The organism is Vibrio olivae, assembly GCF_042428525.1.
Lineage (GTDB): Bacteria > Pseudomonadota > Gammaproteobacteria > Enterobacterales > Vibrionaceae > Vibrio > Vibrio olivae.
This window is the reverse complement of sequence record NZ_JBHMEP010000012.1, coordinates 40,021-62,707: the sequence shown is the minus strand read 5'-3', so window position 1 is coordinate 62,707 and position 22,687 is coordinate 40,021. Positions and strand designations below refer to the sequence as shown.

At 47.0% G+C, this 22,687-nt stretch carries 23 protein-coding genes and 1 riboswitch; of the genes, 16 read left to right on the top strand and 7 right to left on the bottom strand.

The window, feature by feature from the left end; translation table 11 throughout:
• Positions 1–56 precede the first annotated feature (56 nt).
• Genes trkA through ACFFUV_RS20930 form a run of 3 tightly spaced genes read left to right on the top strand, consistent with a single transcriptional unit; the run spans position 57 to position 3,459 of the window.
• Positions 57–1,433 carry a Trk system potassium transporter TrkA gene (gene trkA / locus ACFFUV_RS20940; RefSeq protein WP_390197034.1) on the top strand — a complete coding sequence of 459 codons (1,377 nt, stop codon included), beginning with the start codon at positions 57–59 and terminating at the stop codon, positions 1,431–1,433.
• A 10-nt stretch (positions 1,434–1,443) separates the two neighbouring features.
• A complete protein-coding gene (locus ACFFUV_RS20935) occupies positions 1,444–2,889 on the top strand; it encodes a TrkH family potassium uptake protein (RefSeq protein WP_390197030.1) in 1,446 nt (481 codons plus the stop codon).
• Between the two features lie 9 nt (positions 2,890–2,898).
• Positions 2,899–3,459: a DUF3157 family protein gene (locus ACFFUV_RS20930; RefSeq protein ID WP_390197026.1), complete on the top strand. Its 561-nt coding sequence runs from the start codon at positions 2,899–2,901 to the stop codon at positions 3,457–3,459.
• Here the strand turns inward: ACFFUV_RS20930 and trhA are convergent.
• Complete coding sequence (gene trhA, locus ACFFUV_RS20925; protein ID WP_390197023.1) at positions 3,456–4,109, bottom strand: PAQR family membrane homeostasis protein TrhA; 654 nt, start codon at positions 4,107–4,109, stop codon at positions 3,456–3,458. The two genes, ACFFUV_RS20930 and trhA, sit on opposite strands and share 4 nt — an antisense overlap.
• Before the next feature lie 106 nt (positions 4,110–4,215).
• Positions 4,216–5,025: a sporulation protein gene (locus tag ACFFUV_RS20920; RefSeq protein WP_390197020.1), complete on the bottom strand. Its 810-nt coding sequence runs from the start codon at positions 5,023–5,025 to the stop codon at positions 4,216–4,218.
• Positions 5,026–5,302: 277 nt separating this feature from the next.
• On the opposite strand from ACFFUV_RS20920, the gene ACFFUV_RS20915 reads away from it, so the two are divergent.
• The 5 genes from ACFFUV_RS20915 (at position 5,303) to ACFFUV_RS20895 (ending at position 9,209) form a co-directional block, all read left to right on the top strand.
• Positions 5,303–5,470 carry a hypothetical protein gene (locus ACFFUV_RS20915; RefSeq protein ID WP_390197017.1) on the top strand — a complete coding sequence of 56 codons (168 nt, stop codon included), beginning with the start codon at positions 5,303–5,305 and terminating at the stop codon, positions 5,468–5,470.
• Between the two features lie 107 nt (positions 5,471–5,577).
• A complete protein-coding gene (locus tag ACFFUV_RS20910) occupies positions 5,578–5,844 on the top strand; it encodes a YihD family protein (RefSeq protein ID WP_390197015.1) in 267 nt (88 codons plus the stop codon).
• A gap of 254 nt (positions 5,845–6,098) precedes the next feature.
• Positions 6,099–7,517, top strand: a complete 1,419-nt coding sequence (gene ccoG / locus ACFFUV_RS20905; protein WP_390197012.1) for a cytochrome c oxidase accessory protein CcoG — start codon at positions 6,099–6,101, stop codon at positions 7,515–7,517.
• 57 nt (positions 7,518–7,574) lie between these two features.
• Entirely contained in the window at positions 7,575–8,567 is a 993-nt protein-coding gene (locus tag ACFFUV_RS20900; protein WP_390197009.1) for a serine/threonine protein kinase, read from the top strand.
• Between the two features lie 39 nt (positions 8,568–8,606).
• Positions 8,607–9,209 carry a thiol:disulfide interchange protein DsbA/DsbL gene (locus ACFFUV_RS20895; protein WP_390197006.1) on the top strand — a complete coding sequence of 201 codons (603 nt, stop codon included), beginning with the start codon at positions 8,607–8,609 and terminating at the stop codon, positions 9,207–9,209.
• A gap of 45 nt (positions 9,210–9,254) precedes the next feature.
• On the opposite strand, the gene yihG is transcribed toward ACFFUV_RS20895, so the two are convergent.
• Entirely contained in the window at positions 9,255–10,157 is a 903-nt protein-coding gene (yihG, locus tag ACFFUV_RS20890; protein ID WP_390197003.1) for a 1-acylglycerol-3-phosphate O-acyltransferase, YihG family, read from the bottom strand.
• Positions 10,158–10,265: 108 nt separating this feature from the next.
• Here yihG and ACFFUV_RS20885 point away from each other — a divergent pair, with 108 nt between their 5' ends.
• Positions 10,266–11,240: a DUF2860 domain-containing protein gene (locus ACFFUV_RS20885; RefSeq protein WP_390197000.1), complete on the top strand. Its 975-nt coding sequence runs from the start codon at positions 10,266–10,268 to the stop codon at positions 11,238–11,240.
• Positions 11,241–11,242: 2 nt separating this feature from the next.
• Here the strand turns inward: ACFFUV_RS20885 and ACFFUV_RS20880 are convergent, their stop codons facing one another.
• Positions 11,243–12,766, bottom strand: coding sequence for a YifB family Mg chelatase-like AAA ATPase (locus tag ACFFUV_RS20880; protein WP_390196997.1), 1,524 nt, complete (start codon positions 12,764–12,766; stop codon positions 11,243–11,245).
• Between the two features lie 505 nt (positions 12,767–13,271).
• On the opposite strand from ACFFUV_RS20880, the gene ilvG reads away from it, so the two are divergent.
• From ilvG to ilvA, 5 genes are read left to right on the top strand one after another with little or no spacing between them, the layout of a single operon-like run.
• Positions 13,272–14,921 (top strand): acetolactate synthase 2 catalytic subunit, encoded by a 1,650-nt coding sequence (gene ilvG, locus ACFFUV_RS20875; protein WP_390196994.1) that lies wholly within the window; start codon positions 13,272–13,274, stop codon positions 14,919–14,921.
• Between the two features lies 1 nt (position 14,922).
• Positions 14,923–15,207, top strand: coding sequence for an acetolactate synthase 2 small subunit (gene ilvM, locus ACFFUV_RS20870; protein ID WP_390196991.1), 285 nt, complete (start codon positions 14,923–14,925; stop codon positions 15,205–15,207).
• An 11-nt stretch (positions 15,208–15,218) separates the two neighbouring features.
• Positions 15,219–16,157, top strand: a complete 939-nt coding sequence (gene ilvE / locus ACFFUV_RS20865) for a branched-chain-amino-acid transaminase (protein WP_390196988.1) — start codon at positions 15,219–15,221, stop codon at positions 16,155–16,157.
• 19 nt (positions 16,158–16,176) lie between these two features.
• The gene (gene ilvD / locus ACFFUV_RS20860) at positions 16,177–18,018 is read left to right on the top strand and encodes a dihydroxy-acid dehydratase (RefSeq protein ID WP_390196985.1); all 1,842 of its coding nucleotides are present in this window, start codon (positions 16,177–16,179) and stop codon (positions 18,016–18,018) included.
• 4 nt (positions 18,019–18,022) lie between these two features.
• The gene (gene ilvA / locus ACFFUV_RS20855; RefSeq protein ID WP_390196982.1) at positions 18,023–19,570 is read left to right on the top strand and encodes a threonine ammonia-lyase, biosynthetic; all 1,548 of its coding nucleotides are present in this window, start codon (positions 18,023–18,025) and stop codon (positions 19,568–19,570) included.
• 190 nt (positions 19,571–19,760) lie between these two features.
• On the opposite strand, the gene ACFFUV_RS20850 is transcribed toward ilvA, so the two are convergent.
• Positions 19,761–19,946: a hypothetical protein gene (locus tag ACFFUV_RS20850; RefSeq protein WP_390196980.1), complete on the bottom strand. Its 186-nt coding sequence runs from the start codon at positions 19,944–19,946 to the stop codon at positions 19,761–19,763.
• A 131-nt stretch (positions 19,947–20,077) separates the two neighbouring features.
• Between ACFFUV_RS20850 and tusA the strand changes: the two genes are divergently transcribed.
• Entirely contained in the window at positions 20,078–20,326 is a 249-nt protein-coding gene (tusA, locus tag ACFFUV_RS20845) for a sulfurtransferase TusA (protein WP_390196977.1), read from the top strand.
• A gap of 59 nt (positions 20,327–20,385) precedes the next feature.
• On the opposite strand, the gene ACFFUV_RS20840 is transcribed toward tusA, so the two are convergent.
• Both ACFFUV_RS20840 and ACFFUV_RS20835 read right to left on the bottom strand, forming a co-directional pair.
• Positions 20,386–20,643: a hypothetical protein gene (locus ACFFUV_RS20840; RefSeq protein WP_390196974.1), complete on the bottom strand. Its 258-nt coding sequence runs from the start codon at positions 20,641–20,643 to the stop codon at positions 20,386–20,388.
• Positions 20,644–20,777: 134 nt separating this feature from the next.
• Positions 20,778–21,335 (bottom strand): TMEM165/GDT1 family protein, encoded by a 558-nt coding sequence (locus ACFFUV_RS20835; RefSeq protein ID WP_390196972.1) that lies wholly within the window; start codon positions 21,333–21,335, stop codon positions 20,778–20,780.
• A 91-nt stretch (positions 21,336–21,426) separates the two neighbouring features.
• Positions 21,427–21,546: riboswitch (yybP-ykoY riboswitch) on the bottom strand.
• 212 nt (positions 21,547–21,758) lie between these two features.
• On the opposite strand from ACFFUV_RS20835, the gene glyQ reads away from it, so the two are divergent.
• On the top strand, positions 21,759–22,679 hold the full coding sequence (gene glyQ, locus ACFFUV_RS20830) for a glycine--tRNA ligase subunit alpha (protein WP_390196969.1): 921 nt from the start codon (positions 21,759–21,761) through the stop codon (positions 22,677–22,679).
• Positions 22,680–22,687: the final 8 nt, after the last annotated feature.

The following is a 22,687-nucleotide window of genomic DNA, read 5'->3' as shown; positions in this document are numbered from 1 at the left end:
CAAGGTCACAGCGCGATAAATGTCGCGCTTAAACAGTGGTAAAAAGAGAAAACAGTATGAAAATCATCATTCTTGGTGCTGGTCAAGTTGGAGGCACACTGGCGGAGAACTTAGTCGGTGAAAACAACGACATCACCATTGTCGACAAAGACAGCGAACGCCTGCGTGAACTGCAAGACAAATATGATTTACGGGTCGTGATTGGCTATGCCAGCCATCCTGACATACTACGTGAAGCTGGCGCTCAAGATGCTGATATGTTGGTTGCGGTGACCAACATGGATGAAACGAACATGGCAGCATGCCAAGTCGCGTTTTCTCTTTTTAACACACCCAACCGGATTGCTCGAATTCGTTCTCCTCAATATCTAGCTGAAAAAGAAGGGTTATTTCAATCTGGCGCCGTACCCGTCGATCATCTCATCGCTCCTGAAGAGTTGGTCACCAGCTATATCGAACGCTTAATTCAATACCCAGGCGCGCTGCAAGTGGTGAGCTTTGCCGATCAGAAAGTTAGCCTCGTTGCGGTAAAAGCTTATTATGGCGGTCCTCTGGTAGGCAACGCATTGTCCGCTCTTCGCGAACACATGCCCCACATTGATACTCGCGTCGCCGCGATTTTCCGTCAAGGACGCCCAATTCGACCACAAGGCACCACGATTATCGAAGCCGATGACGAAGTGTTCTTCGTCGCCGCCAGCAACCATATTCGCTCAGTCATGAGCGAACTTCAGCGCCTTGAAAAGCCGTATCGTCGTATTATGATTGTCGGTGGTGGTAATATCGGTGCCAGCTTAGCAAAACGCTTAGAGCACACTTATAGCGTCAAACTGATAGAACGTAATTATCAGCGTGCTGAGCGTTTGTCTGAAGAACTCGAAAACACGATTGTCTTTTGTGGTGATGCAGCTGACCAAGAGCTGCTAACCGAAGAAAACATCGATCAAGTCGATGTGTTTATTGCTTTAACCAATGAAGACGAAACCAATATCATGTCTGCGATGCTCGCCAAACGCATGGGTGCCAAAAAGGTCATGGTACTTATTCAACGTGGTGCCTACGTTGACTTGGTTCAAGGTGGCGTGATTGATGTGGCGATTTCACCACAACAAGCCACCATTTCGGCTCTTCTCACTCATGTTCGACGGGCAGATATCGTGAACGTCTCGTCACTGCGCCGTGGCGCTGCCGAAGCCATTGAAGCGATCGCTCACGGTGATGAAACCACATCGAAAGTGGTCGGTCGCCCAATTGGTGATATTAAGCTACCACCCGGCACCACCATCGGGGCCATTGTCCGTGGTGATGAAGTGCTAATCGCGCATGACCGAACCGTCATTGAACAAGACGATCATGTGGTGATGTTCCTCGTCGATAAAAAATATGTGCCTGACGTTGAAGCGCTATTCCAACCTAGCCCATTCTTCTTGTAGGCCCTAACTCATGGTGAACTTCCGCCCCATTTTGTTCGTCATTGGTCTTGTGCTTTCCAAATTGGCGCTATTTATGTACGTGCCAACCTTGGTCGCGTTCTTTTCAGGTACTGATGGCTTTATTGAATTTGGCGAAGCCGTCGTGATCACCCATCTCGCCGCTTTCTTATGCCTGACCGTGGGACGAACCAGCCATTTTCGCCTCAGTGTGCGTGACATGTTTATGATCACCAGTCTGGTGTGGACGATTGCCAGCGCCTTTGCCGCCCTGCCTTTTGTTTTTCTTAACCACATCAGCTTCACTGATGCCTATTTTGAAACCATGTCAGGCATCACCACCACAGGCTCAACGGTACTTAGCGGCTTAGACAATATGGCACCAAGCATTTTGTTGTGGCGCTCTATTTTACAATGGCTTGGCGGAGTTGGGTTTATCGTGATGGCGGTAGCGGTATTGCCGATGCTTAACGTCGGCGGTATGCGGCTATTCCAAACCGAATCATCAGATTGGTCAGACAAAAGTAGCCCACGTGCCAAAACGGTCGCCAAGAACATCGTAGTGGTGTATTTCAGCCTGACCATTCTATGCATGATTGGCTACTTACTCACGGGGATGACGCTGTTTGAAGCCATCAACCATTCCTTTACGACGCTGTCAACGGGCGGCTATTCGACCTCTGATGGCTCAATGAATCACTTTTCCAAAGGCGCTCATTGGGTAGCAACCGTGTTTATGTTTCTGGGTGGTTTACCATTTTTGCTTTTTGTTATGGCGGGGCGCAAACGTCGCCCCAGCATTTTATTGCAAGACGCTCAGGTGCGCGGCTTTGCCTACTTGTTTTTAGCCGCCAGTTTGATCGTGGCACTTTGGCTCACCTTTCGAGATGGTTACCCATTTATGGATGCGCTGCGCGTCTCGATGTTCAATATCGTTTCGGTTATCACGACCACCGGTTATGGGCTTGAAGACTTCACCGCTTGGGGTGGACTACCAACAACATTGTTTGCGTTTTTAATGATGGCTGGCGCGTGTTCTGGCTCAACAGCCGGTGGGATTAAAATTTTTCGCTTTCAAGTCGCGATGACACTTCTTCATAAGCAGATGATGAAACTCATTCACCCTTCTGGTGTCTTTGTACAGAGATACAACAATCGCCCTGTCAATGATGACATTGTACGCTCAGTGGTGGCGTTTGGTATCACCTTTGTGATTACCATCATCGCCATTGCGGGCGGGCTCAGTGCAATGGGACTTGACCCGACCACCAGCATTTCCGGCGCCATCACAGCGGTGGCTAACGTCGGACCGGGAATGGGGACGGTGATTGGCCCAACCGGGAATTTTGCTCCGCTTCCTGATGCGGCTAAATGGCTATTAAGCTTAGGCATGCTAATGGGAAGATTGGAAATTTTGACGCTATTGGTGCTATTTTTCCCTGCATTTTGGCGCCGTTAAGGATTAAACATGAAAAACTGGATGTTAATTGGATTAATGATGAGCAGCAGCTTGTTTGCTGCCCAAACCGTGACTCTTGAAGATGGACGCCAAGTTCAACTCAATGATGACTTTACTTGGGAATATAAAGTCACTCCGCTAAGCCAAGCTACTGAGCAAGCGGTGAAAAACCCGATTAAGGCAGCGCCAACCATTCCCGTGGCGAATAAACACGTTGGCACCAAACTGACAGTCAACTCCGATAAACCTATCATGCAATTGTCAGATTCAGGGGTCGATATCCTATTGGGGGCAGCGAGTTATCAAGAAGGGGAGCTATGGATTCCGACGTCGTTGACCAACCAAAGCCATCAGGCAGTGATTCTTGTCAGCTTACAGATCACCCTCTCTAATTTACAAGGTGAAGAGCTCAGCCAGCAAACCATCAATATTTGGCAGTCGATCAAGCGCATGGCCGAGACTTACTTGCGTCCACAGCAAGCACAACAAGGCCAAGTGATTCACTTGGAAGTGCCCCAAGCTGAGCAGTATTACTTATCGGCAAAAGTCGTTGAGGTAACCACTCGTTAAATAGGCTCCACAAAGTAATAGATCGCTAAGAAATGACAAGCGCAGCCCGCAAGAACAAAGCCATGCCAGATAGCATGATTAAACGGGATGCGCTCTGCGACATAGAAAACCACCCCTAAGGTGTACACAACACCGCCGACCGCCAGCAGCGTTAACCCGCCGATATTAAGGTGCACAGCGAGCTGATAGATCACCACCAATGATAGCCAGCCCATCAACAGGTAGGTGACTAGAGACAACTTCTCAAATCGATAAATGAATGCCAGCTTCATGATGATGCCAAATAGCGCAATGGACCAAATCACAATCATTAATCCTATCGCCAAGGGCGTTCGTAAACTGACGAGCAGAAAAGGGGTATAACTACCGGCGATCAGTACGTAAATCGCACAATGATCAAAGGTTTTTAATGCCTTTTTAACGCGCTGATGTGGAATTGAATGATAAAGCGTGGATGCCAGAAACAGTAGAACGATACTGCCGCCATAGATGCTCATGCTGGTGATGGTTAATGCATCGGCGTTGTTCTCAACCGCTTTCAGCAAAAGCATTACTAAACCCACAATACCGAGAATCATGCCCAAACCGTGGGTCAAGGCATTGGCAATCTCTTCTTTTACACTGTATTCGCTGGACGAAGGTGCTGACATCATCGCTCCTGTGATTGATTGGGTGCCGATTCTTGGCGAGTATGGCACATTTAGCTTACACGTGTAAGCTAAAGTTTTGTGACCAAGGGCACCAAATCACATTCCACTAAGAGACCTGATCCAAATACGCTACGACTTTTTTTCCAGCTTGATCTCCGCTGTCAGTCAGTGGAATTTCCAGCTCGCGCGTCAGTTTTCCTGTGCCGAGCAAACTGGCTAACATCCCTTTCATACCATCACGATGACGGTCAATTTCAAACCACAATTTAATGTGATCATCATTACGATTAGCAACGATTTCCAGTTCGCGCCACTGCCCATGATATGGGCCCGTGGTCGGCACAAACTCAAATTCTTGAACAAATGGTAAACCAAAGCCATTAACCGCTTCGCACTCAACTTGGCGAATTCGCAGCCCTTGCTCTTCCAACGCGGTAAAAATGCCATCCATGATCGGATCCGGGCGTACAGTTAAGGTATCGATATCAGAAGGATCCGCGGCCAACGCAATATCCAAGCCCGTCTCCAACCATACCTTAGCATCACCAATACTGACAGGGGTATTCCACGGCACATCTAGCTCCACTTCAAAATCACGAGTTTCTCCAGGGTGGATGGTAAAGGAATAGGGGAGCTTCCAACTTGCTAACTCGTGAACTTGATGAGCTCTGCGTGTCGGCATACCACTTGGTCCGCCATCCAACGGTTGGTTATCCCTATTCGCGACCACTTCTTGTACGTAGCGACAGCACAGCCTGACGTTAATATTATCGATTTCTTGCTCGGTCTTACCGCCATAAACATGAATGGTAATATTGACGGTTTTTCCCGGATAGAGGACTTCTTGCTTAAGCACAGAGTCCACTTTGGCAGAACCGATCCCGAAAGTTGCGAGCGTTTTCTTAAAAAGCGACATAAAGACCTCCTTGGAGAAAACTCCATACTAATCGCGGTTGGAGTCTCAACTCAACGACTGTTTGAGGACAATTTCATAAATTGAATTGATTATATATCGATCAATTGTGCAGATGGTGCTAACCTTGTTTCTGATATGCTTGCATATCGGAGTTCCCAAGCAGTTATTAGGATTGGCGCAAGCCAGAGAGCCACCCTTCACTAATAATGAAGCTCAACTCATAGTTGTTTGGGCTGTAACATCGGCAATGGATATGCCTGACCCGTTAGGTTAACAGATGCGACCAACATCCGTCAGGTTCTCGAACACAAATCGCAGTGCAATGCGTCGTCGTAGTGGTTTTGCTGCTTCGCCTGTCGCAAACAAGTCAGCGACACACGCTACTTTAGCTGAGCAGAAAGCCATTGAGGCTGCAACGCCCAAAAAAGTAGTTCAAGCCGCATAATTAAAAGGCGCAGGAGACTGCGCTTTTTTCTTGCCACAACGCTTACCTTCCCCCTACCAATCTGATACTTTAAATGCAAAGACAATACAAATATTGTGGAGAAAGTCATGAAGTGTCATCGTATCGAAGAACTGCTCGAACTACTCGAACCCGAGTGGCATAAAGACCAAGAATTGAATTTAATTGAGTTTGTCGTCAAGTTAGCTCAAGAGGCAGGCTATAAAGGCGCGTTGGAAGAACTCACAGATGACGTCTTAATTTACCATCTAAAAATGCGCAATAGCAACAAAGAGGCGATGATTCCGGGCCTAGCAAAAGACCAAGAAGATGACTTCAAAACCGCGATTCTTAAAGCGCGCGGAATCATCAAGTAAGCTTCCCTGCATCATGGTTTGCTACCACGCCCCGTAAGGGGCGTTTTTATTTGCCCCAAAACAGCCTGACTTTGTTACCAAAGATTGATAGCCGTAAACAAATATCGAGTTTATTGCTTGTATACTTAGTGAGCACAAGTCACCACTAAAATAATAAAATCAAACCTTTGCAATCTTTTAGCCAAAGGTGGGAAGCAATGTCATCGAGCGTAATCAACAGAAATTACGCCAAGCAAGCCTCAGAGGAGCCAGCAATGAGTCAGGATAAGATCGACATCAAAGACGTCACCCCCAAACCCAAGCGCAAAAATATACATAAAAATAGTGGCGATCGATTTAATCCCAGTAATCGTATTTATGTTCGAGAAAGTAAAGGCACCTATCAAAAGCTACGCCGTTACGGCGGCTGGTTTCTTTTAGTTTTATTTGCAGGGCTACCCTGGATTCCCTTTGGCGATCGCCAAGCGATTTTGCTCGATATCGGCCACCAGCAGTTTAATTTCTTTGGTACTACTCTTTATCCACAAGATCTTACCTTGTTGGCTCTGCTGTTCGTTGTCGCCGCGTTTGCTCTGTTTTTTATCACCACCTTTTTAGGACGCGTCTGGTGCGGCTATCTTTGCCCCCAAACGGTTTGGACATTTATGTACATCTGGTTTGAAGAAAAACTAGAAGGAAGTGCAAATAAACGTCGTAAGCAAGATGCAGGAAAATTAACGCCCAACTTAGCACTACGCAAAACCCTCAAGCACATCGCGTGGTGGGCCATTGCTCTTATTACCGGGCTGACCTTTGTCGGCTACTTCGTCCCCATTCGCGATTTGTTCATCAATTTCTTTACGTTAGAGGCCGAATTTTGGCCTCTATTTTGGGTGCTGTTTTTTGCCTTGTGCACATACGGTAATGCGGGATGGATGCGCTCCATTATGTGTATTCATATGTGTCCTTATGCGCGCTTCCAATCCGCGATGTTCGACAAAGACACGTTTATCGTCGGTTACAATACCCAACGCGGCGAACCACGAGGGCCTCGCCCACGTAAAGCCGACCCTAAGTCTCTTGGGCTTGGTGACTGCATTGACTGTGATTTGTGCGTACAAGTTTGCCCAACCGGGATAGATATTCGCGATGGCTTACAATATGAATGCATCAACTGCGGAGCATGTATTGATGCCTGTGATACCACCATGGAGCGTATGGGGTATGAGAAAGGTTTAATCAGTTACACCACTGAACACCAATTATCCGGCAAAAAAACCAACGTATTACGCCCTAAACTGCTCGGTTACGGCGCGGTATTGGTGGTGATGATCGCCCTGTTTTTTACTCAGGTTGCCAGTGTCGATCCTGCAGGGCTAAGTGTGCTTCGCGATCGGAATCAGCTATTTAGAACCAATAATGCTGGTGAAATTGAAAACACTTACACCTTAAAAGTGATCAATAAAACGCAGCAAGTTCAACATTATCAATTATCTGTGAGTGGGTTAGCGGATGCATCTTGGTATGGCAAGCAAACCGTTCAAGTCCAACCTGGCGAAGTTTTAAATTTACCGATGAGTTTGGGTATCGATCCGCAAAAACTTCCCTCTGCTGTGACTAAAATTCAGTTTATACTGTCGGATAACCAAGACTTTACAATGATGGTCGAAAGTCGATTTATTAAGAAACTCTAATCGCAAACGTCCCTCATTCACAACGGAAAAGGCCTAGCAATAGGTCTTTTTGTTTCTATGCCGACTAATACTGCTTTTCACTTTGATAGCTTGACCCCGGATGTTATGTGGTACGCCCTTGAGAGCATCGGAATTCGTGCTGAATCCGGATTTTTAGCTTTAAATAGCTACGAAAATCGCGTTTATCAATTCGTCGATGAGGAAAGACAGCGTTACGTGGTCAAATTTTATCGACCACAACGCTGGAGCGAACACCAAATTCAAGAAGAGCACGATTTCACTCAAGAATTACTCGAAGCGGATATTCCTGTCGCGCCGCCAATTCAGCGTGATGGTCAAACCTTACATCACTATCAAGGCCACATGTTCGCGCTGTTTGCCAGTGTTGGTGGACGCCAATTTGAAGTTGATAATCTCGAACAACTTGAAGGTGTAGGACGCTTCCTAGGCCGAATGCATAAAGTTGGCAGCCGCACACCGTTTGTTCATCGCCCAACACTGGGGCTAGAAGAGTATCTGTACCAACCGCGTATTTTATTACAAAATTCCGACTTTATTCCGCCTCACCTTGAATCTGCTTTTTTTAATGATTTGGATTTACTTATCGGTGCTTTGGAAAAACAGTGGCCAACCGAACCTCCACAGATGATTCGCCTGCATGGCGATTGTCATCCAGGGAATATTTTGTGGCGAGATGGGCCAATGTTCGTCGACCTAGATGACAGCCGTAACGGCCCGGCAATTCAAGATTTGTGGATGCTACTCAATGGTGATCGCAGTGACAAACTGATGCAGCTGGATATTATTTTGGAGGCATATCAAGAGTTTTGCGATTTTAATCACAACGAATTGAAACTAATTGAACCTTTACGCGGTCTACGAATGGTGCACTATATGGCATGGTTAGCCAAACGATGGCATGATCCTGCCTTTCCCGCGGCGTTCCCTTGGTTCAATGATCCGAAATATTGGGAAAACCAAGTGCTGGCTATTAAAGAACAAATTGCGGCATTAGAAGAATCCCCATTGTCACTCATGCCTCAGTGGTAGTAGGCTATCTAGCAAAACAAAAATCTTATGGAGAAAGAAATGAAAAAACTGTTTGCCCTAGTAACAACGCTTTTGCTGAGCTTGACGGTTCATGCAGCCCAATTTAAAGAAGGTGAACACTTCCGTGTCCTAGATGGCTTGGAACAAACAAAAACGCCAACAGTCACTGAGTTTTTCTCATTTTACTGCCCGCACTGTAATAACTTTGAGCCAATCATCCAGCAGTTAAAACAAAACCTGCCTGACAACGCAAAATTCCAGAAGAACCACGTGTCTTTTATGGGTGGCAGCATGGGTAAATCGATGAGTAAAGCCTACGCGACAATGGTTGCACTCAATATCGAAGACCAAATGATTCCGGTGATGTTCAATCGCATCCACAATCTACGCCAACCGCCAAAGAATGATGAAGAATTGCGTCAAATCTTCCTTGATGAAGGTGTCGATGCGAAAAAATTTGACGCGGCCTTCAATGGCTTTGCCGTCGACTCCATGGTACGTCGCTTTGATAAGCAGTTCCAAGATGCCGGTTTACAAGGCGTGCCAAGCGTTATCGTTAACAATAAGTACCTAGTCCAAGCTCAGACATTAAAAACCATGGAAGAGTACTTTGATTTGATTAACTTCTTGTTGAAAAAATAAAACGTATTCAAGCTTAAAGTAAGAAGGAGCCACAAGGCTCCTTTTTTATTTACCGCGCTGTTGTTCAAAATCTCGGTGAACTTGCTGCAAACGCTGATCCTTTTGTTGCCAAATGGCATCCAGCCACAGCCGAAACTGGCGCTTAAATTGTTTATCTTCAAAGTAGTCACCTTGCAGTTCAGCATTCAAAGGGCGGTGTTGAATATCGACGACAATGGTATCCATTCTTCCCATTAACATATCGCGAAACGGTTTTTGCCGATTACCTGGATAAGCCACTGTGACATCCAAAATGCCATCAAACTGCTCACCCATCGCCGCCAAAGTATAAGCGATGCCACCTGATTTTGGTGCCAGTAAGTGTTGATAGCACGAGCCACTCTTTTGATGTTTTTCAGTGGTAAAACGCGTGCCTTCCACATAATTCACGACCGTCGTTGGCTGCTGAATAAACTTCTCACAAGAACGGCGAGTGGTCGCCAAATCTTGCCCACGTCTTTCAGGGTGACGAAGTAAATACGCTCGTGAATAGCGACGCATAAATGGCATATCCAGAGCCCAACAAGCCATGCCAATGAATGGCACATAGATCAATTGCTGTTTAAGAAAAAATTTCGGCATTGGAATCCGGTCTTTAAACACACAACATAACACCACAATGTCAGTCCAACTTAGATGGTTACTGATCAACAAATACCACGATTTCTTGCTTAACCCTTCAGTGCCAGAGACTTGCCAATCAACATTATTAGAAAATTTTAGAATCCAAGCGTTGATTGTCATCCATAACCACATGATATAGTTAGCGAGGGTTGTCATCCACAAACTAATTTTATCATGAGGTAACAGCGCTTTGATGATCGCCAAAAGACTAATGGCGAAAGAGCACAGCGCACAATTAAGTACCACCAGCAACACATTTATAATCAATATCAGGGAAGGCAACATAAATACAATATGGAGTTCGGATAATAAACAGCCCGCATTATACAAATGAATTCATTGTTTGGAATGACGACTGTTCACATCGAACCTCACATCAAAAGGAACAACATAATGCAACAGCGCTATTTATGGTTATTACTGACTATTTGCTCGGCCCCAAGTTGGGCAAAATTGGCAGAGCATGGCGGTCTTAGTGGGGAAATATCCGTCGTCGCTGGATTCAGCGAAAATAAATCGCATGTCAGTACCAGTAACAACCCGGTATTAACGGACCTCAACCAATCGACCGAAAGTGATGACAGCAGCTTTGTCGCTCCACTCGGTAACCTCAAATACACTTTTGGCCGAGGCTTAAACCAACAAGTCTATATCGGTACCTCTCGTTCCGATGTTGCTGTCGGAACACTGGCCGCAGAGATTGGCTACAAAGAAGCGTTTAGAAATGGCATGGAAATCGATGTCTCTTACCTACCCACAATTATGGATGGTGAAGAGTGGTCAGATCCCTTTGTTACGGGGCGTAAACGCGATAAAACCGATGTCGATGGTAACGCTTTCCGTTTACGCGCTAACAACATTCTCGGCTCCATTTTTTCTATCGACAGTGCGTACATTCAACGAGACATTGAGAGTGAGCACTCAGGCGAGGCATTAGGTCTAAGCCCGTCTCAACGCGACCAGCTTGATCGCAATCGCTCCAGTGTCTATGTCAAAACCAGTGCTCGTCTGAGGCTGCCAACGCAAACCATGGTCACGCCATCATTTATCTATATCGACTCCTCGGCGGATGGCGATGCGATGTCTTATGAGTCCTACGGTGGTGAACTTTCCGTATTTCAATTCTTAAACCGCCAAAGCCTTGCTATCACGTTGGGTTACGCAACACGTGACTATGACCAGAGCCACCCAGTCTTTTCCAAAACCCGTTCAGATGACACGCTAAAGTTATTCTTGGCCTACGAATATCAAATCGGTCAACAGTGGTCACTGATTTCACTTGCGGGTTATAACTCCACAGATTCCAACATTGAGTATTACGACCAGAGCAATTACATGGTCAGTGTTGGTGCCAACTACAAGTTTTAAGCCTATACCGCTTGCGCCGTTAATTGCCGGAGTAAGCGGTCCATCGATCGATAGCCCAAGGCTTCTGCTAAATGTGACTTGTTAATCTCTGCCTCACCCGCTAAATCGGCAATCGTCCGCGCGACTTTGATAATTCGGTGATACGCCCGAACGGACAAACCCAATTGATGTAAAGCACTCTCTAAAAAGCGAGCATCTTCCTGAGTTAGGCGGCAGTGACGCTCTATTTCTTGACTGGTAAGCAAAGCGTTCACTTTTCCTGCTCGAGTCTGCATAACGGCTCGAGCTGCCAATACCCGTTGTTTAACACTGAGTGTCGTCTCCCCTCGATCGCCACCTTGTGCCAGTGTTCCTTGAGGAAGCGCTGGTATCTCCAGTGACATGTCAAAACGATCGAGCAACGGACCGGATAACCTCCCTAAATAGCGCAAAATGGCTTGAGGATTGGTTCTGGCTTGATTACCTTCGTAATACCCCGTTGGGCTTGGATTCAATGCACCGATAAGTTGAAAGCGGGCAGGAAAGCGTGTTTTTCCCTGAGCGCGAGAAATAATGATCTCTCCAGACTCCAAGGGTTCACGCAGCGAATCCAATACCTTTCGTTCAAACTCCGGCATTTCATCAAGAAACAGCAATCCATTGTGAGCCAGTGAAATCTCTCCCGGCCTAGGAACACTGCCACCACCGACCAGAGCCGCCATTGAACTTGAATGATGAGGCGCGCGAAAGGGACGCTGTTTCCAATTATGTGCATTAATGTCTTGCTGAATCAACGACGCGACCGCGGCGGTTTCCAGTGCTTCTTGCTCATTCATTTCCGGTAACAGATCGCACAACCGCGAAGCGAGCATCGTCTTGCCCGTCCCCGGTGGGCCTAAAAATAGTAAATTGTGCGCGCCAGCTGCAGCAATCTCTAATGCTCGCTTGCCTTGCTGTTGACCAATGATGTCTTGAAGATCCCGGGTTAATCGCGCGCTTTGTGGTGGCTTTGAGCTGTGGTTGAGCCCAAGAACCTGCTGGCCACACAGCGCACTGCATACCTCAAGTAGAGATTGCGCTGACTGGTGACGATCTTTACCGACCAAAGCAGCTTGATCACCATTATCATGCGGTACCACCAATAAACGTTTGACACGCTGCGCCGCCAACGCCGCAGGCAATACGCCTTTTACAGCGCGAAGTTCTCCAGATAGGGCTAACTCACCCACAAATTCCATATCAGCAATTAACGAATCCGGCACCTGTTGTGACGCGACTAAAATGCCCAAGGCGATAGGTAAATCAAAACGGCCGCCTTCTTTGGGGAGATCCGCCGGTGCAAGATTGACCGTAATCCGTTTTGCGGGAAATTCAAATTGAGAGTTAATGATGGCACTTCGCACACGATCACGTGATTCTTTGACCGTGGTTTCCGGTAATCCCACCAGAGTAAAGCCAGGCATACCATTGCTAATATGAACTTCAACCGTGACGGGGGGCGCTTCAACCCCCACACTGGCACGGCTATAGATAATCGATAATCCCATCAAGCGGCTCTCTCATAGACAAAAATGGTCGTCGTACGACGATAAAATACGACTTGTTATCGCTATGTTGCCTGTCGTAGCGTTGAAAGAATCTGAAAAAAGAATGAGTTTTTGCTTGTCAGATAACAGAATTGTGTGATACCACTAGAGACGCAAACAAAATCGTATCAAATTTACGCACCATGTCCGGTTTATAAACAAAACGGGTGACGTAAAAAAATAAAATAAGTCGAAGAAATTAAGATGAACTTCTCTTTCCGCCTAAACGCACTGATTCTCCTGATTGTCGTGGTCATTATTGACACCACGCGGGGGCTTGTGGGCGAAAGATAACCACTGAATCACACAGAAACCCCCGCACTGAAAAGTCCGGGGGTTTTTTTACAATTCAGCCCAACAAAGAAGCTTATCTTGATTGCACAATAATCAAGTCTGACAGGAATAATGGGAGCGCACATGACGTGCAACACACAACATCGCACTAAGCGAACAACGGGAGGTTACGATGACTGGCGCTGAATTAGTCGTAGCTGCATTGCATCAGCAAGGGGTTAAGCAAATTTTTGGCTACCCAGGTGGCGCGATAATGCCCATCTATGATGCACTTTATGATGGCGGGGTAGAACATATCCTTTGTCGCCATGAACAAGGTGCCGCGATGGCCGCGATTGGTAAGGCAAGAGCCAGTCAAGACGTCGCAGTATGTATGGCCACTTCAGGGCCTGGCGCAACTAACCTCGTCACCGGTCTTGCCGACGCTCTACTCGATTCAATCCCTATCGTCGCGATTACTGGACAAGTCGCCAGTTCGCATATCGGCACCGATGCTTTCCAAGAAATGGATGTGATCGGTATGTCTCTCTCTTGTACCAAACATAGCTACCTCGTTACCGACATCGATGAACTGGCTCCGACACTTGCTGAAGCATTTGAAGTCGCCAAAACCGGACGACCAGGACCTGTTGTGGTGGATATCGCAAAAGATGTTCAGCTCGCGACTGCTCCAGAAAGTACGCTCCCAAGCTTTACTCCGGTCAATGACCAGCCTGTTGTCAGCCAACAAGAAATTGCCAAAGCACAAGACCTCCTTGCCAACAGCGAACGACCTGTACTCTACGTTGGCGGCGGCGTTCAACTGTCTAAAGCCACTGACTGCGTGCGTGAGTTTTTGCGTTTAAACCCAATGCCGGCAGTTAGCACACTTAAAGGGCTTGGTACCATTGAGCGCCATGACCCGCACTATCTTGGTATGCTGGGAATGCACGGCACCAAAGCGGCGAACTTGGTGGTTCAAGAGAGTGATTTATTGTTGGTGGTTGGTGCGCGTTTTGATGACCGAGTCACGGGTAAACTTGATACCTTCGCCCCTCACGCAAAAGTGATCCATATTGATATCGACGCGGCAGAAATTCATAAATTGCGCCGTGCCAACGCTCCGCTTCGCGGCGATATCAAAGCGGTTCTCCCTCACTTGGAATTAACCCAAGATATCTCATCGTGGGTGAAACACAGCGAAAGCCTCCGTGACGGCTTCAAGTGGCGTTATGACCATCCTGGTGAGCTGATTTACGCACCATTATTGTTGAAACAGCTTTCGGATATGATGCCTGACTCAACCATGGTATCCACCGATGTTGGTCAGCACCAAATGTGGGCAGCGCAGCATATTCAGCCGCGCGATCCACAAAACTTCATCACCTCAGCCGGTCTCGGCACCATGGGCTTTGGCTTACCTGCCGCCCTGGGAGCAGCCGTTGCTCGCCCGCAAGACCAATCAGTGCTGATCACTGGTGATGGTTCATTTATGATGAACATTCAAGAACTTGGCACTCTTAAGCGTCGCCAAATCCCGGTAAAAATTGTTCTGCTCAATAACCAGCGTCTCGGCATGGTTCGTCAATGGCAATCGCTGTTCTTTGACGGTCGCCACAGCGAGACTATTCTTGATGACAACCCTGATTTTGTCATGCTGGCTAAAGCCTTTGATATCCCGGGCAAGACCATCACGCGTAAAGAAGAAGTGGAGCCAGCTCTGCAAGAAATGCTTGCCAGCGAAACCTCTTACTTATTGCACGTATTGATCGATGAAGAAGAGAACGTTTGGCCTTTGGTTCCACCAGGCGCGTCAAACAGTGATATGCTGGAGAACACCTAACATGCAAAGATATTTACTCGACATCAAAGCCGATGATAAACCAGTACTTTTGGAGCGTGTTCTTCGCGTGATTCGCCATCGAGGCTTCATCATCAAACAGGTCGCCGCAACACAAAATCATGAAAGCAAAGTCGCCAGCGTTGAAATTATCGTCGACAGTGACCGACCGATTACTTTCATTACCAATCAAATTGAAAAATTGTGGGATGTACGCAGTGTTGACGTCATAAAAATCGCCAATGACGAACTCCCCAACAACAACCTACAACAACAAGTTTATGCATAAGGAAGACAAACATGGCAACGAAAACAGCAGATTACATATGGTTTAACGGGGAAATGGTTCCATGGGCAGAGGCGAACGTTCACGTCTTAACCCACTCAATGCACTACGGAACCTCAGTGTTTGAAGGCGTGCGCTGCTACAACACCCCGAAAGGCCCAATTGTTTTCCGTCATCGTGAGCACACACAACGTTTATTAGATTCTGCAAAAATTTACCGCTTCCCAATTCCGTACACGGCGGAAGAAATTATGGAAGCAACACGTGAAACACTGCGCCAGAACAAACTGGAAAGTGCGTATATTCGTCCACTTGGCTTTGTGGGTAACGTTGGCTTGGGCGTTTGTCCTCCCGTTGATACTGAAATGGACCTGATTATTGCCGCTTTCCCTTGGGGAGCTTATCTCGGTGAAGAAGCCCTAGAGCAAGGTGTCGATGCGATGATTTCAAGCTGGAATCGCATGGCGCCAAATACCGTACCAACAGCCGCTAAAGCAGGGGGTAACTACTTGTCTTCATTGCTAATTGGTGGTGAAGCTCGTCGTAACGGTTACGATGAAGGTATTGCATTAAGTGTTGATGGCTACCTATCTGAAGGCGCTGGTGAGAATATCTTCGTCATTAAAGACGGTGTACTCCTTACGCCACCAACTACCAATTCCATCCTGCCAGGCATCACTCGTGACACCATTATGACGCTTGCGCGTGACATGGGTTATGAAGTACGCGAAACCAATATTGCTCGTGAAGCACTCTATCTTGCCGATGAGATTTTCATGACAGGTACGGCAGCGGAAATCGTCCCAGTGCGTAGTGTTGATAAAAGCGAGATCGGCTCAGGCAAATGTGGCCTTGTGACCAAAGCGATGCAAACCGCTTACTTCGGTCTATTTAATGGCACCACTGAAGATAAGTGGGGCTGGCTAGATTACGTTTATCCAGCCGAGAAATAACAATCCAAGGAGTAGGGAAATGCCAAAATATCGTTCAGCAACAACCACTCACGGACGTAATATGGCTGGTGCGCGCGCTTTATGGCGCGCCACTGGCGTAAAAGATGAAGATTTCGGTAAACCGATTATTGCTGTCGTCAACTCGTTCACTCAATTTGTCCCTGGTCACGTACACCTTAAAGACTTGGGCCAATTAGTGGCACAAGAGATTGAACAAGCTGGGGGTATCGCTAAAGAATTTAATACCATCGCGGTCGATGATGGGATTGCAATGGGGCACGGCGGTATGCTGTACTCGCTGCCATCTCGCGAGCTCATTGCCGATTCCGTTGAATATATGGTTAACGCGCACTGTGCTGATGCCATGGTGTGCATCTCCAACTGTGACAAAATCACACCAGGAATGCTGATGGCTGCGATGCGCATTAACATTCCGGTAATTTTTGTTTCTGGCGGCCCAATGGAAGCCGGTAAAACCAAACTTTCTGACCAAATCATTAAACTTGATTTAGTCGATGCCATGATTCAAGGCGCCGATCCCAAAGTATCAGACGAACAAAGTGAGCAAATCGAACGCTCAGCGTGCCCTACTTGTGGCTCGTGTTCAGGGATGTTTACTGCCAACTCAATGAACTGTTTAACAGAAGCACTTGGTTTGTCTCAACCTGGTAACGGTTCGATGCTGGCGACCCATGCTGACCGAAGAGATCTGTTCGTTAATGCTGGTAAGCGTATCGTTGAACTGACCAAACGCTACTATGAGCAAGACGATGACACCGCTCTACCACGTAATATCGCAACCAAAGAAGCCTTTGAAAATGCCATGGCGCTGGATATAGCCATGGGCGGTTCAACCAACACAGTGCTGCACTTACTTGCCGCTGCGCAAGAAGGGGATGTGTCATTTGATATGACAGACATTGACCGTATGTCACGTCAAATTCCGCATCTATGTAAAGTCGCACCATCGACTCAAAAATACCACATGGAAGATGTCCATCGAGCCGGCGGTGTGATTGGTATTCTTGGTGAGCTTGACCGTGCTGGTCTTCTCAACCATCAAGCCAAAACGGTACTCGGCCTTAATTGGCGTGAACAGTTAGCACAATACGACATCATGCAGACCGAATCGCAAGAAGTGAAAGACTTCTATCGCGCAGGTCCTGCAGGTATTCGCACCACTCAGGCATTCTCACAAGATTGCCGCTGGGATACGCTGGATGATGATCGTCAAGGGGGCTGTATTCGCACTAAAGAGCACGCATTTAGCCAAGACGGTGGCCTAGCGGTACTGCGTGGTAATATTGCACTTGATGGCTGTATCGTTAAAACCGCAGGGGTTGATGAAAGTATTCTTAAATTCCAAGGCCCGGCGGTGGTATTTGAAAGCCAAGAAGATGCCGTTGAAGGTATTTTAGGTGGAAAAGTTAAAGCAGGCGATGTGGTCGTTATTCGCTATGAAGGTCCAAAAGGCGGACCAGGCATGCAAGAGATGCTGTACCCAACAACCTACCTAAAATCAATGGGACTGGGTAAAGAGTGTGCTCTTTTGACGGACGGTCGTTTCTCTGGTGGTACATCAGGATTATCGATTGGTCACGCGTCTCCGGAAGCCGCAAATGGCGGGGCGATTGGTCTAGTTAAAAATGGCGATATCATCGCAATTGACATTCCAAACCGCAGCATTGAACTCAATGTGTCTGAACAAGAAATGAGTGAGCGCCGCGCGCAGCAAGACAGACTGGGCTGGAAACCAGTTGATCGTCAACGTGAAGTCTCTTTTGCCCTTAAAGCTTATGCCAGCATGGCCACCAGCGCCGACAAAGGGGCTGTAAGAGATAAATCTAAGCTAGAGGACTAGCAACATGAGCGAAGAACAATCAGGGAGTGAACAGCCAACTGGCGCAGATTATCTGCGCCAAATCCTTCGCGCTCCAATCTATGAAGTCACCAGTGTCACCCCACTGCAAGTCATGCCAAGACTGTCGGAACGGATTGGCAACCACGTACAATTAAAACGTGAAGATCGCCAACCTGTGCACTCATTCAAATTGCGCGGGGCCTACAACATGGTGTCGAACCTGACTCAAGCACAGAAACAGGCCGGCGTTATCGCTGCGTCTGCAGGTAACCATGCACAAGGCATGGCGCTATCAGGCACCAAACTCGGCATTCCAACGACGATCGTGATGCCCAAAACAACACCCGATATCAAAGTCGACGCGGTGCGCGGCTTTGGTGGTGAAGTGGTACTGCACGGCAGCAATTTTGATGAAGCCAAAGCAGAAGCTGAACGCCTATCAGCCGAATACGGCTACACCTTTGTCCCGCCATTTGATCATCCGTTAGTGATCGCCGGGCAGGGGACAATTGGTATGGAAATGCTGCAGCAAAACGGCCACTTAAACTACATTTTTGTGCCGGTTGGCGGCGGTGGTTTAGCGGCTGGAGTGGCAGTGCTGATTAAACAGTTGATGCCTGAAGTACAAGTGATTGCTGTTGAACCGGAAGATTCCGCATGTTTAAAAGCCGCTCTCGATGCTGGTGAGCCAGTAGTGTTAGATCAAGTCAGCATGTTTGCTGATGGCGTAGCCGTCAAGCGCATTGGTGACGAAACCTTCCGTTTATGCCAAAAATACCTTGATGGCCACATCTGCGTCTCCAGTGATGAAATTTGCGCAGCTGTTAAAGATATCTTTGAGGACACTCGTGCGATTGCCGAGCCATCTGGCGCCCTTGCACTCGCGGGTTTGAAAAAATACGCGGAGCAAGAAAAGCTGCAAGGTCAAAACCTCGCAACGGTTTTATCAGGTGCCAACACCAATTTCCACGGATTACGTTATGTCTCGGAGCGCTGTGAATTAGGTGAAAAACGCGAAGGGTTGTTAGCGGTAACCATTCCTGAACGCCAAGGTGCATTTCTTGAGTTTTGTAACCTTATCGGCGGACGCGCGGTCACCGAGTTTAACTATCGTTACAGCGATGATGAACTGGCGAATATTTTCGTTGGTGTTCGTTTGCAAAATGGCCAACAAGACCTCGATAGTATTATCAGTGACTTGCGTGAAGGCGGTTATCCCGTGGTTGATTTGTCCGAGGATGAAATGGCCAAGCAGCATATTCGTTACATGATTGGTGGCAAACCCTCAAAACCAATGCAAGAGCGCTTATATAGTTTTGAATTCCCAGAATATCCTGGCGCGTTAATGCGGTTTTTGAATGTATTGACCACTCACTGGAATATCAGCTTATTCAACTATCGGAATCACGGCGCGGATTACGGTCGCGTGTTGTGTGCTTTTGAATTGGATGAATCCGATCTTGGTGAATTTACTGCGCATTTGCGTGAATTGGATTACCAATATAAGGATGAATCGGCGAATCCTGCTTACCGTTTCTTCCTCTCCAAATAAGCTCGTTGGCCTTGCCAACCACCCGTGAATTCAAGCCATCCATTCGGATGGCTTTTTTGTCACTAATACAACAAGCAGTAGAGATAGATAAATAACAGACAAAAAAATCCCGCCTTTCAGCGGGGAAGCCCAAGAAAATTGGAGAAGATTGTTATGTACTATTCGACGTCGTGTTGTGACTCTGTATGGGTTAAGGTTCTTGCTCTTCTGACATTTCAGACCAGCAAAAGACCTCAAGCCAAATTCCAACTATCGTTGCCGCCATGCCGACCAGAGGCAAAAACGACCATCCAGATGCTGGGACAACAAATAAAGCGCCAAAACATACCAGACACAACACAGAATAAATGGTTAATCTATCAAGTACGGTTAACATCAGCGGCACCTCATATGTTGCTAACTTGTTAAATAATTTAAAACAAAATGTTCTATTTGCCAAGGGTTATTGAATATTTTTTCCTCAGCAGTATGATCGCGATCTTATCTCAAGCATGAAAAGAAGTGATTATGACGTTTAACCCCAATTCAGCGAATCAAGTGTTAGCCGCAGAAGGTCTGCGCTGCCCAGAGCCAGTGATGATGGTCAGAAAGACAATTCGTACGATGAAAAGTGGTGAAACTTTACTGATCACCGCTGATGATCCATCCACCACACGCGACATTCCAAGCTTCTGTCGCTTTATGGATCATCAATTGGTCGCTTCGCAGACCGAAACGCTGCCATACCAGTATTTGATCAAAAAAGGCCTCGACTGACCGCTAATACCTGTTCGTCATTACCTTATAAAAAAGGCTGCCAAATCGGCAGCCTTTTTTTATTGTTCATGCATTTTATTCAATTCCTGCCGCACTTGGTTCACTTGCTTTTGCAATGAACGAAGCTCCTCATGCATCGGAATGATATGCGCAACGCGAATCCAGGATTCAACAGTAAGACCAGTTAAAATCAATGCACCAGCCACCATAGGTAACCACATATCCGTTAATGCCATACCCAGTAAGGTTAAGGCCAAACCAAATGTAAACAGATAACTTTGACTCTTAGGGGTCATCCCCATATAACGTGTCAGCATAGTTGTCTCCTCTATCGCTGCGCCTTACACAGTGATTTTACTATGACAAGCATGACACAAATACGGCAAATATCACGCTACGTTATTTAACTGCCACTCACGGTCGATATCATTACTTGAATTCGCGAAGCGCCTCACGCATACATCACACTGGCTATCGCCAACCCAACAAACAGCAACGAGGTAATGCGGCGAATCCATGTTAACGGCAATTTATCTGCAGATAATTTACCAATCACAACCACAGGCACATTGGCAAGTAACATACCGATGGTGGTTCCCACCACGACCCACATCAAGGCATCGGCATAGCGCGCACCCAAAATCGAAGTGGCAATTTGGGTTTTATCGCCAATTTCAGCAATAAAGAACGCGACAAAACTGGCAATAAATGGGCTACGTCCTGTACTGCACGATTCATCATCTAGTTTATCCGGTACTAAAACCCAAGCGGCCACTGCCAGAAAGCTTGCAGCAACAACCCACTTAAGAATATCCGGTGAAATGTAATCGGCGACAACCACACCCAACCAAGCGGCGAGCGCATGATTTAAGATAGTGGCGAAAAAGATAGCGGCAATGATCGGCACCGGTTTTCGGTAGCAACTCGCCAGAAGTAACGATAAAAGTTGAGTTTTATCCCCAATTTCCGCCAAAGCAACGGTTGAGATAGAAACAGCTAAAACGCTCACGACATACTCAAATGGGGGCAGGGATTATAGTAATAACCATAGATAAACGTCGCCCCCACCCCGGTTCGCGATGCTTATCTAAGGTCTTGCCAAACTCACCGAAAGGTTGGTGATGAGTCTCTAGCGCCATGGTGATTGGGCACCAATTATGTTGACGAAAGAACTTATTCAGCGATGCTCAATAAGTAGGCTACTCCCCAAAGACAGGCGTCATTCTAATCAGCCAGCTTTGAAAGCTCAAGCGAAAATGCAGCGAAAAAATAGCTGACAAGGGAAAACAGTCATTAAAGGTAATAAATTCCCTTAAAAGGAATATTTGACTATCAATTAAACAAGATTAGCCCTACTCCCAAGAGGAATATCTCGGTATACTTGATCGTTATTTTTTCTCCATTCACAAAAAAGAATCGCGCGAACCTGACTATGCAAAAATACGATATCAAAACCTTTCAGGGTATGATCCTCGCGCTGCAGGATTATTGGGCCCAACAAGGCTGTACCGTTGTTCAACCTCTAGACATGGAAGTAGGTGCAGGCACTTCTCACCCAATGACCTGTTTACGCGCTATTGGCCCAGAGCCAATTGCAGCGGCTTACGTTCAGCCATCTCGTCGACCTACTGATGGTCGTTACGGCGAAAACCCAAACCGTTTGCAGCACTACTACCAATTCCAGGTCATCATCAAACCATCACCTGACAACATTCAAGAACTTTACCTAGGTTCTTTGCAGGTGTTGGGTATTGACCCGAAAGTTCACGATATTCGCTTCGTGGAAGATAACTGGGAAAACCCAACACTCGGCGCATGGGGTCTTGGCTGGGAAGTATGGCTGAACGGTATGGAAGTCACCCAGTTTACCTACTTCCAGCAAGTGGGTGGCTTAGAGTGTAAGCCCGTGACCGGTGAGATCACATATGGTATCGAACGCTTAGCCATGTATATCCAAGGTGTCGATTCTGTTTATGACTTGGTTTGGACTGATGGTCCACTGGGCAAAGTCACCTACGGTGATATTTTCCACCAAAATGAAGTCGAACAGTCAACTTACAACTTTGAACATGCCGATGTCGATTTCTTGTTCACTTTCTTTGACCAGTGTGAGAAAGAGTGTCAGAAACTTCTTGAGCTTGAAAAACCACTGCCACTGCCAGCCTACGAACGCATTCTAAAAGCAGGCCATGCCTTTAACTTACTTGATGCACGTAAAGCGATTTCAGTGACCGAACGTCAACGTTACATTCTGCGTATCCGTAACCTGACTAAAGCAGTTGCAGAAGCGTATTACGCATCACGTGAAGCACTTGGCTTCCCAATGTGTAAAAAGCCACAAGACAAGGCATAAGGGAGAAC

What these genes read in the sequence shown, in the direction of transcription:
- trkA (WP_390197034.1), top strand. Translation starts at nt 57, where the DNA reads ATGAAAATCATCATTCTTGGTGCTGGTCAAGTTGGAGGCACACTGGCG.
- ACFFUV_RS20935 (WP_390197030.1), top strand. Translation starts at nt 1,444, where the DNA reads ATGGTGAACTTCCGCCCCATTTTGTTCGTCATTGGTCTTGTGCTTTCC.
- ACFFUV_RS20930 (WP_390197026.1), top strand. Translation starts at nt 2,899, where the DNA reads ATGAAAAACTGGATGTTAATTGGATTAATGATGAGCAGCAGCTTGTTT.
- trhA (WP_390197023.1), bottom strand. Translation starts at nt 4,109, where the DNA reads ATGTCAGCACCTTCGTCCAGCGAATACAGTGTAAAAGAAGAGATTGCC.
- ACFFUV_RS20920 (WP_390197020.1), bottom strand. Translation starts at nt 5,025, where the DNA reads ATGTCGCTTTTTAAGAAAACGCTCGCAACTTTCGGGATCGGTTCTGCC.
- ACFFUV_RS20915 (WP_390197017.1), top strand. Translation starts at nt 5,303, where the DNA reads ATGCGACCAACATCCGTCAGGTTCTCGAACACAAATCGCAGTGCAATG.
- ACFFUV_RS20910 (WP_390197015.1), top strand. Translation starts at nt 5,578, where the DNA reads ATGAAGTGTCATCGTATCGAAGAACTGCTCGAACTACTCGAACCCGAG.
- ccoG (WP_390197012.1), top strand. Translation starts at nt 6,099, where the DNA reads ATGAGTCAGGATAAGATCGACATCAAAGACGTCACCCCCAAACCCAAG.
- ACFFUV_RS20900 (WP_390197009.1), top strand. Translation starts at nt 7,575, where the DNA reads ATGCCGACTAATACTGCTTTTCACTTTGATAGCTTGACCCCGGATGTT.
- ACFFUV_RS20895 (WP_390197006.1), top strand. Translation starts at nt 8,607, where the DNA reads ATGAAAAAACTGTTTGCCCTAGTAACAACGCTTTTGCTGAGCTTGACG.
- yihG (WP_390197003.1), bottom strand. Translation starts at nt 10,157, where the DNA reads ATGTTGCCTTCCCTGATATTGATTATAAATGTGTTGCTGGTGGTACTT.
- ACFFUV_RS20885 (WP_390197000.1), top strand. Translation starts at nt 10,266, where the DNA reads ATGCAACAGCGCTATTTATGGTTATTACTGACTATTTGCTCGGCCCCA.
- ACFFUV_RS20880 (WP_390196997.1), bottom strand. Translation starts at nt 12,766, where the DNA reads ATGGGATTATCGATTATCTATAGCCGTGCCAGTGTGGGGGTTGAAGCG.
- ilvG (WP_390196994.1), top strand. Translation starts at nt 13,272, where the DNA reads ATGACTGGCGCTGAATTAGTCGTAGCTGCATTGCATCAGCAAGGGGTT.
- ilvM (WP_390196991.1), top strand. Translation starts at nt 14,923, where the DNA reads ATGCAAAGATATTTACTCGACATCAAAGCCGATGATAAACCAGTACTT.
- ilvE (WP_390196988.1), top strand. Translation starts at nt 15,219, where the DNA reads ATGGCAACGAAAACAGCAGATTACATATGGTTTAACGGGGAAATGGTT.
- ilvD (WP_390196985.1), top strand. Translation starts at nt 16,177, where the DNA reads ATGCCAAAATATCGTTCAGCAACAACCACTCACGGACGTAATATGGCT.
- ilvA (WP_390196982.1), top strand. Translation starts at nt 18,023, where the DNA reads ATGAGCGAAGAACAATCAGGGAGTGAACAGCCAACTGGCGCAGATTAT.
- ACFFUV_RS20850 (WP_390196980.1), bottom strand. Translation starts at nt 19,946, where the DNA reads ATGTTAACCGTACTTGATAGATTAACCATTTATTCTGTGTTGTGTCTG.
- tusA (WP_390196977.1), top strand. Translation starts at nt 20,078, where the DNA reads ATGACGTTTAACCCCAATTCAGCGAATCAAGTGTTAGCCGCAGAAGGT.
- ACFFUV_RS20840 (WP_390196974.1), bottom strand. Translation starts at nt 20,643, where the DNA reads ATGCTGACACGTTATATGGGGATGACCCCTAAGAGTCAAAGTTATCTG.
- glyQ (WP_390196969.1), top strand. Translation starts at nt 21,759, where the DNA reads ATGCAAAAATACGATATCAAAACCTTTCAGGGTATGATCCTCGCGCTG.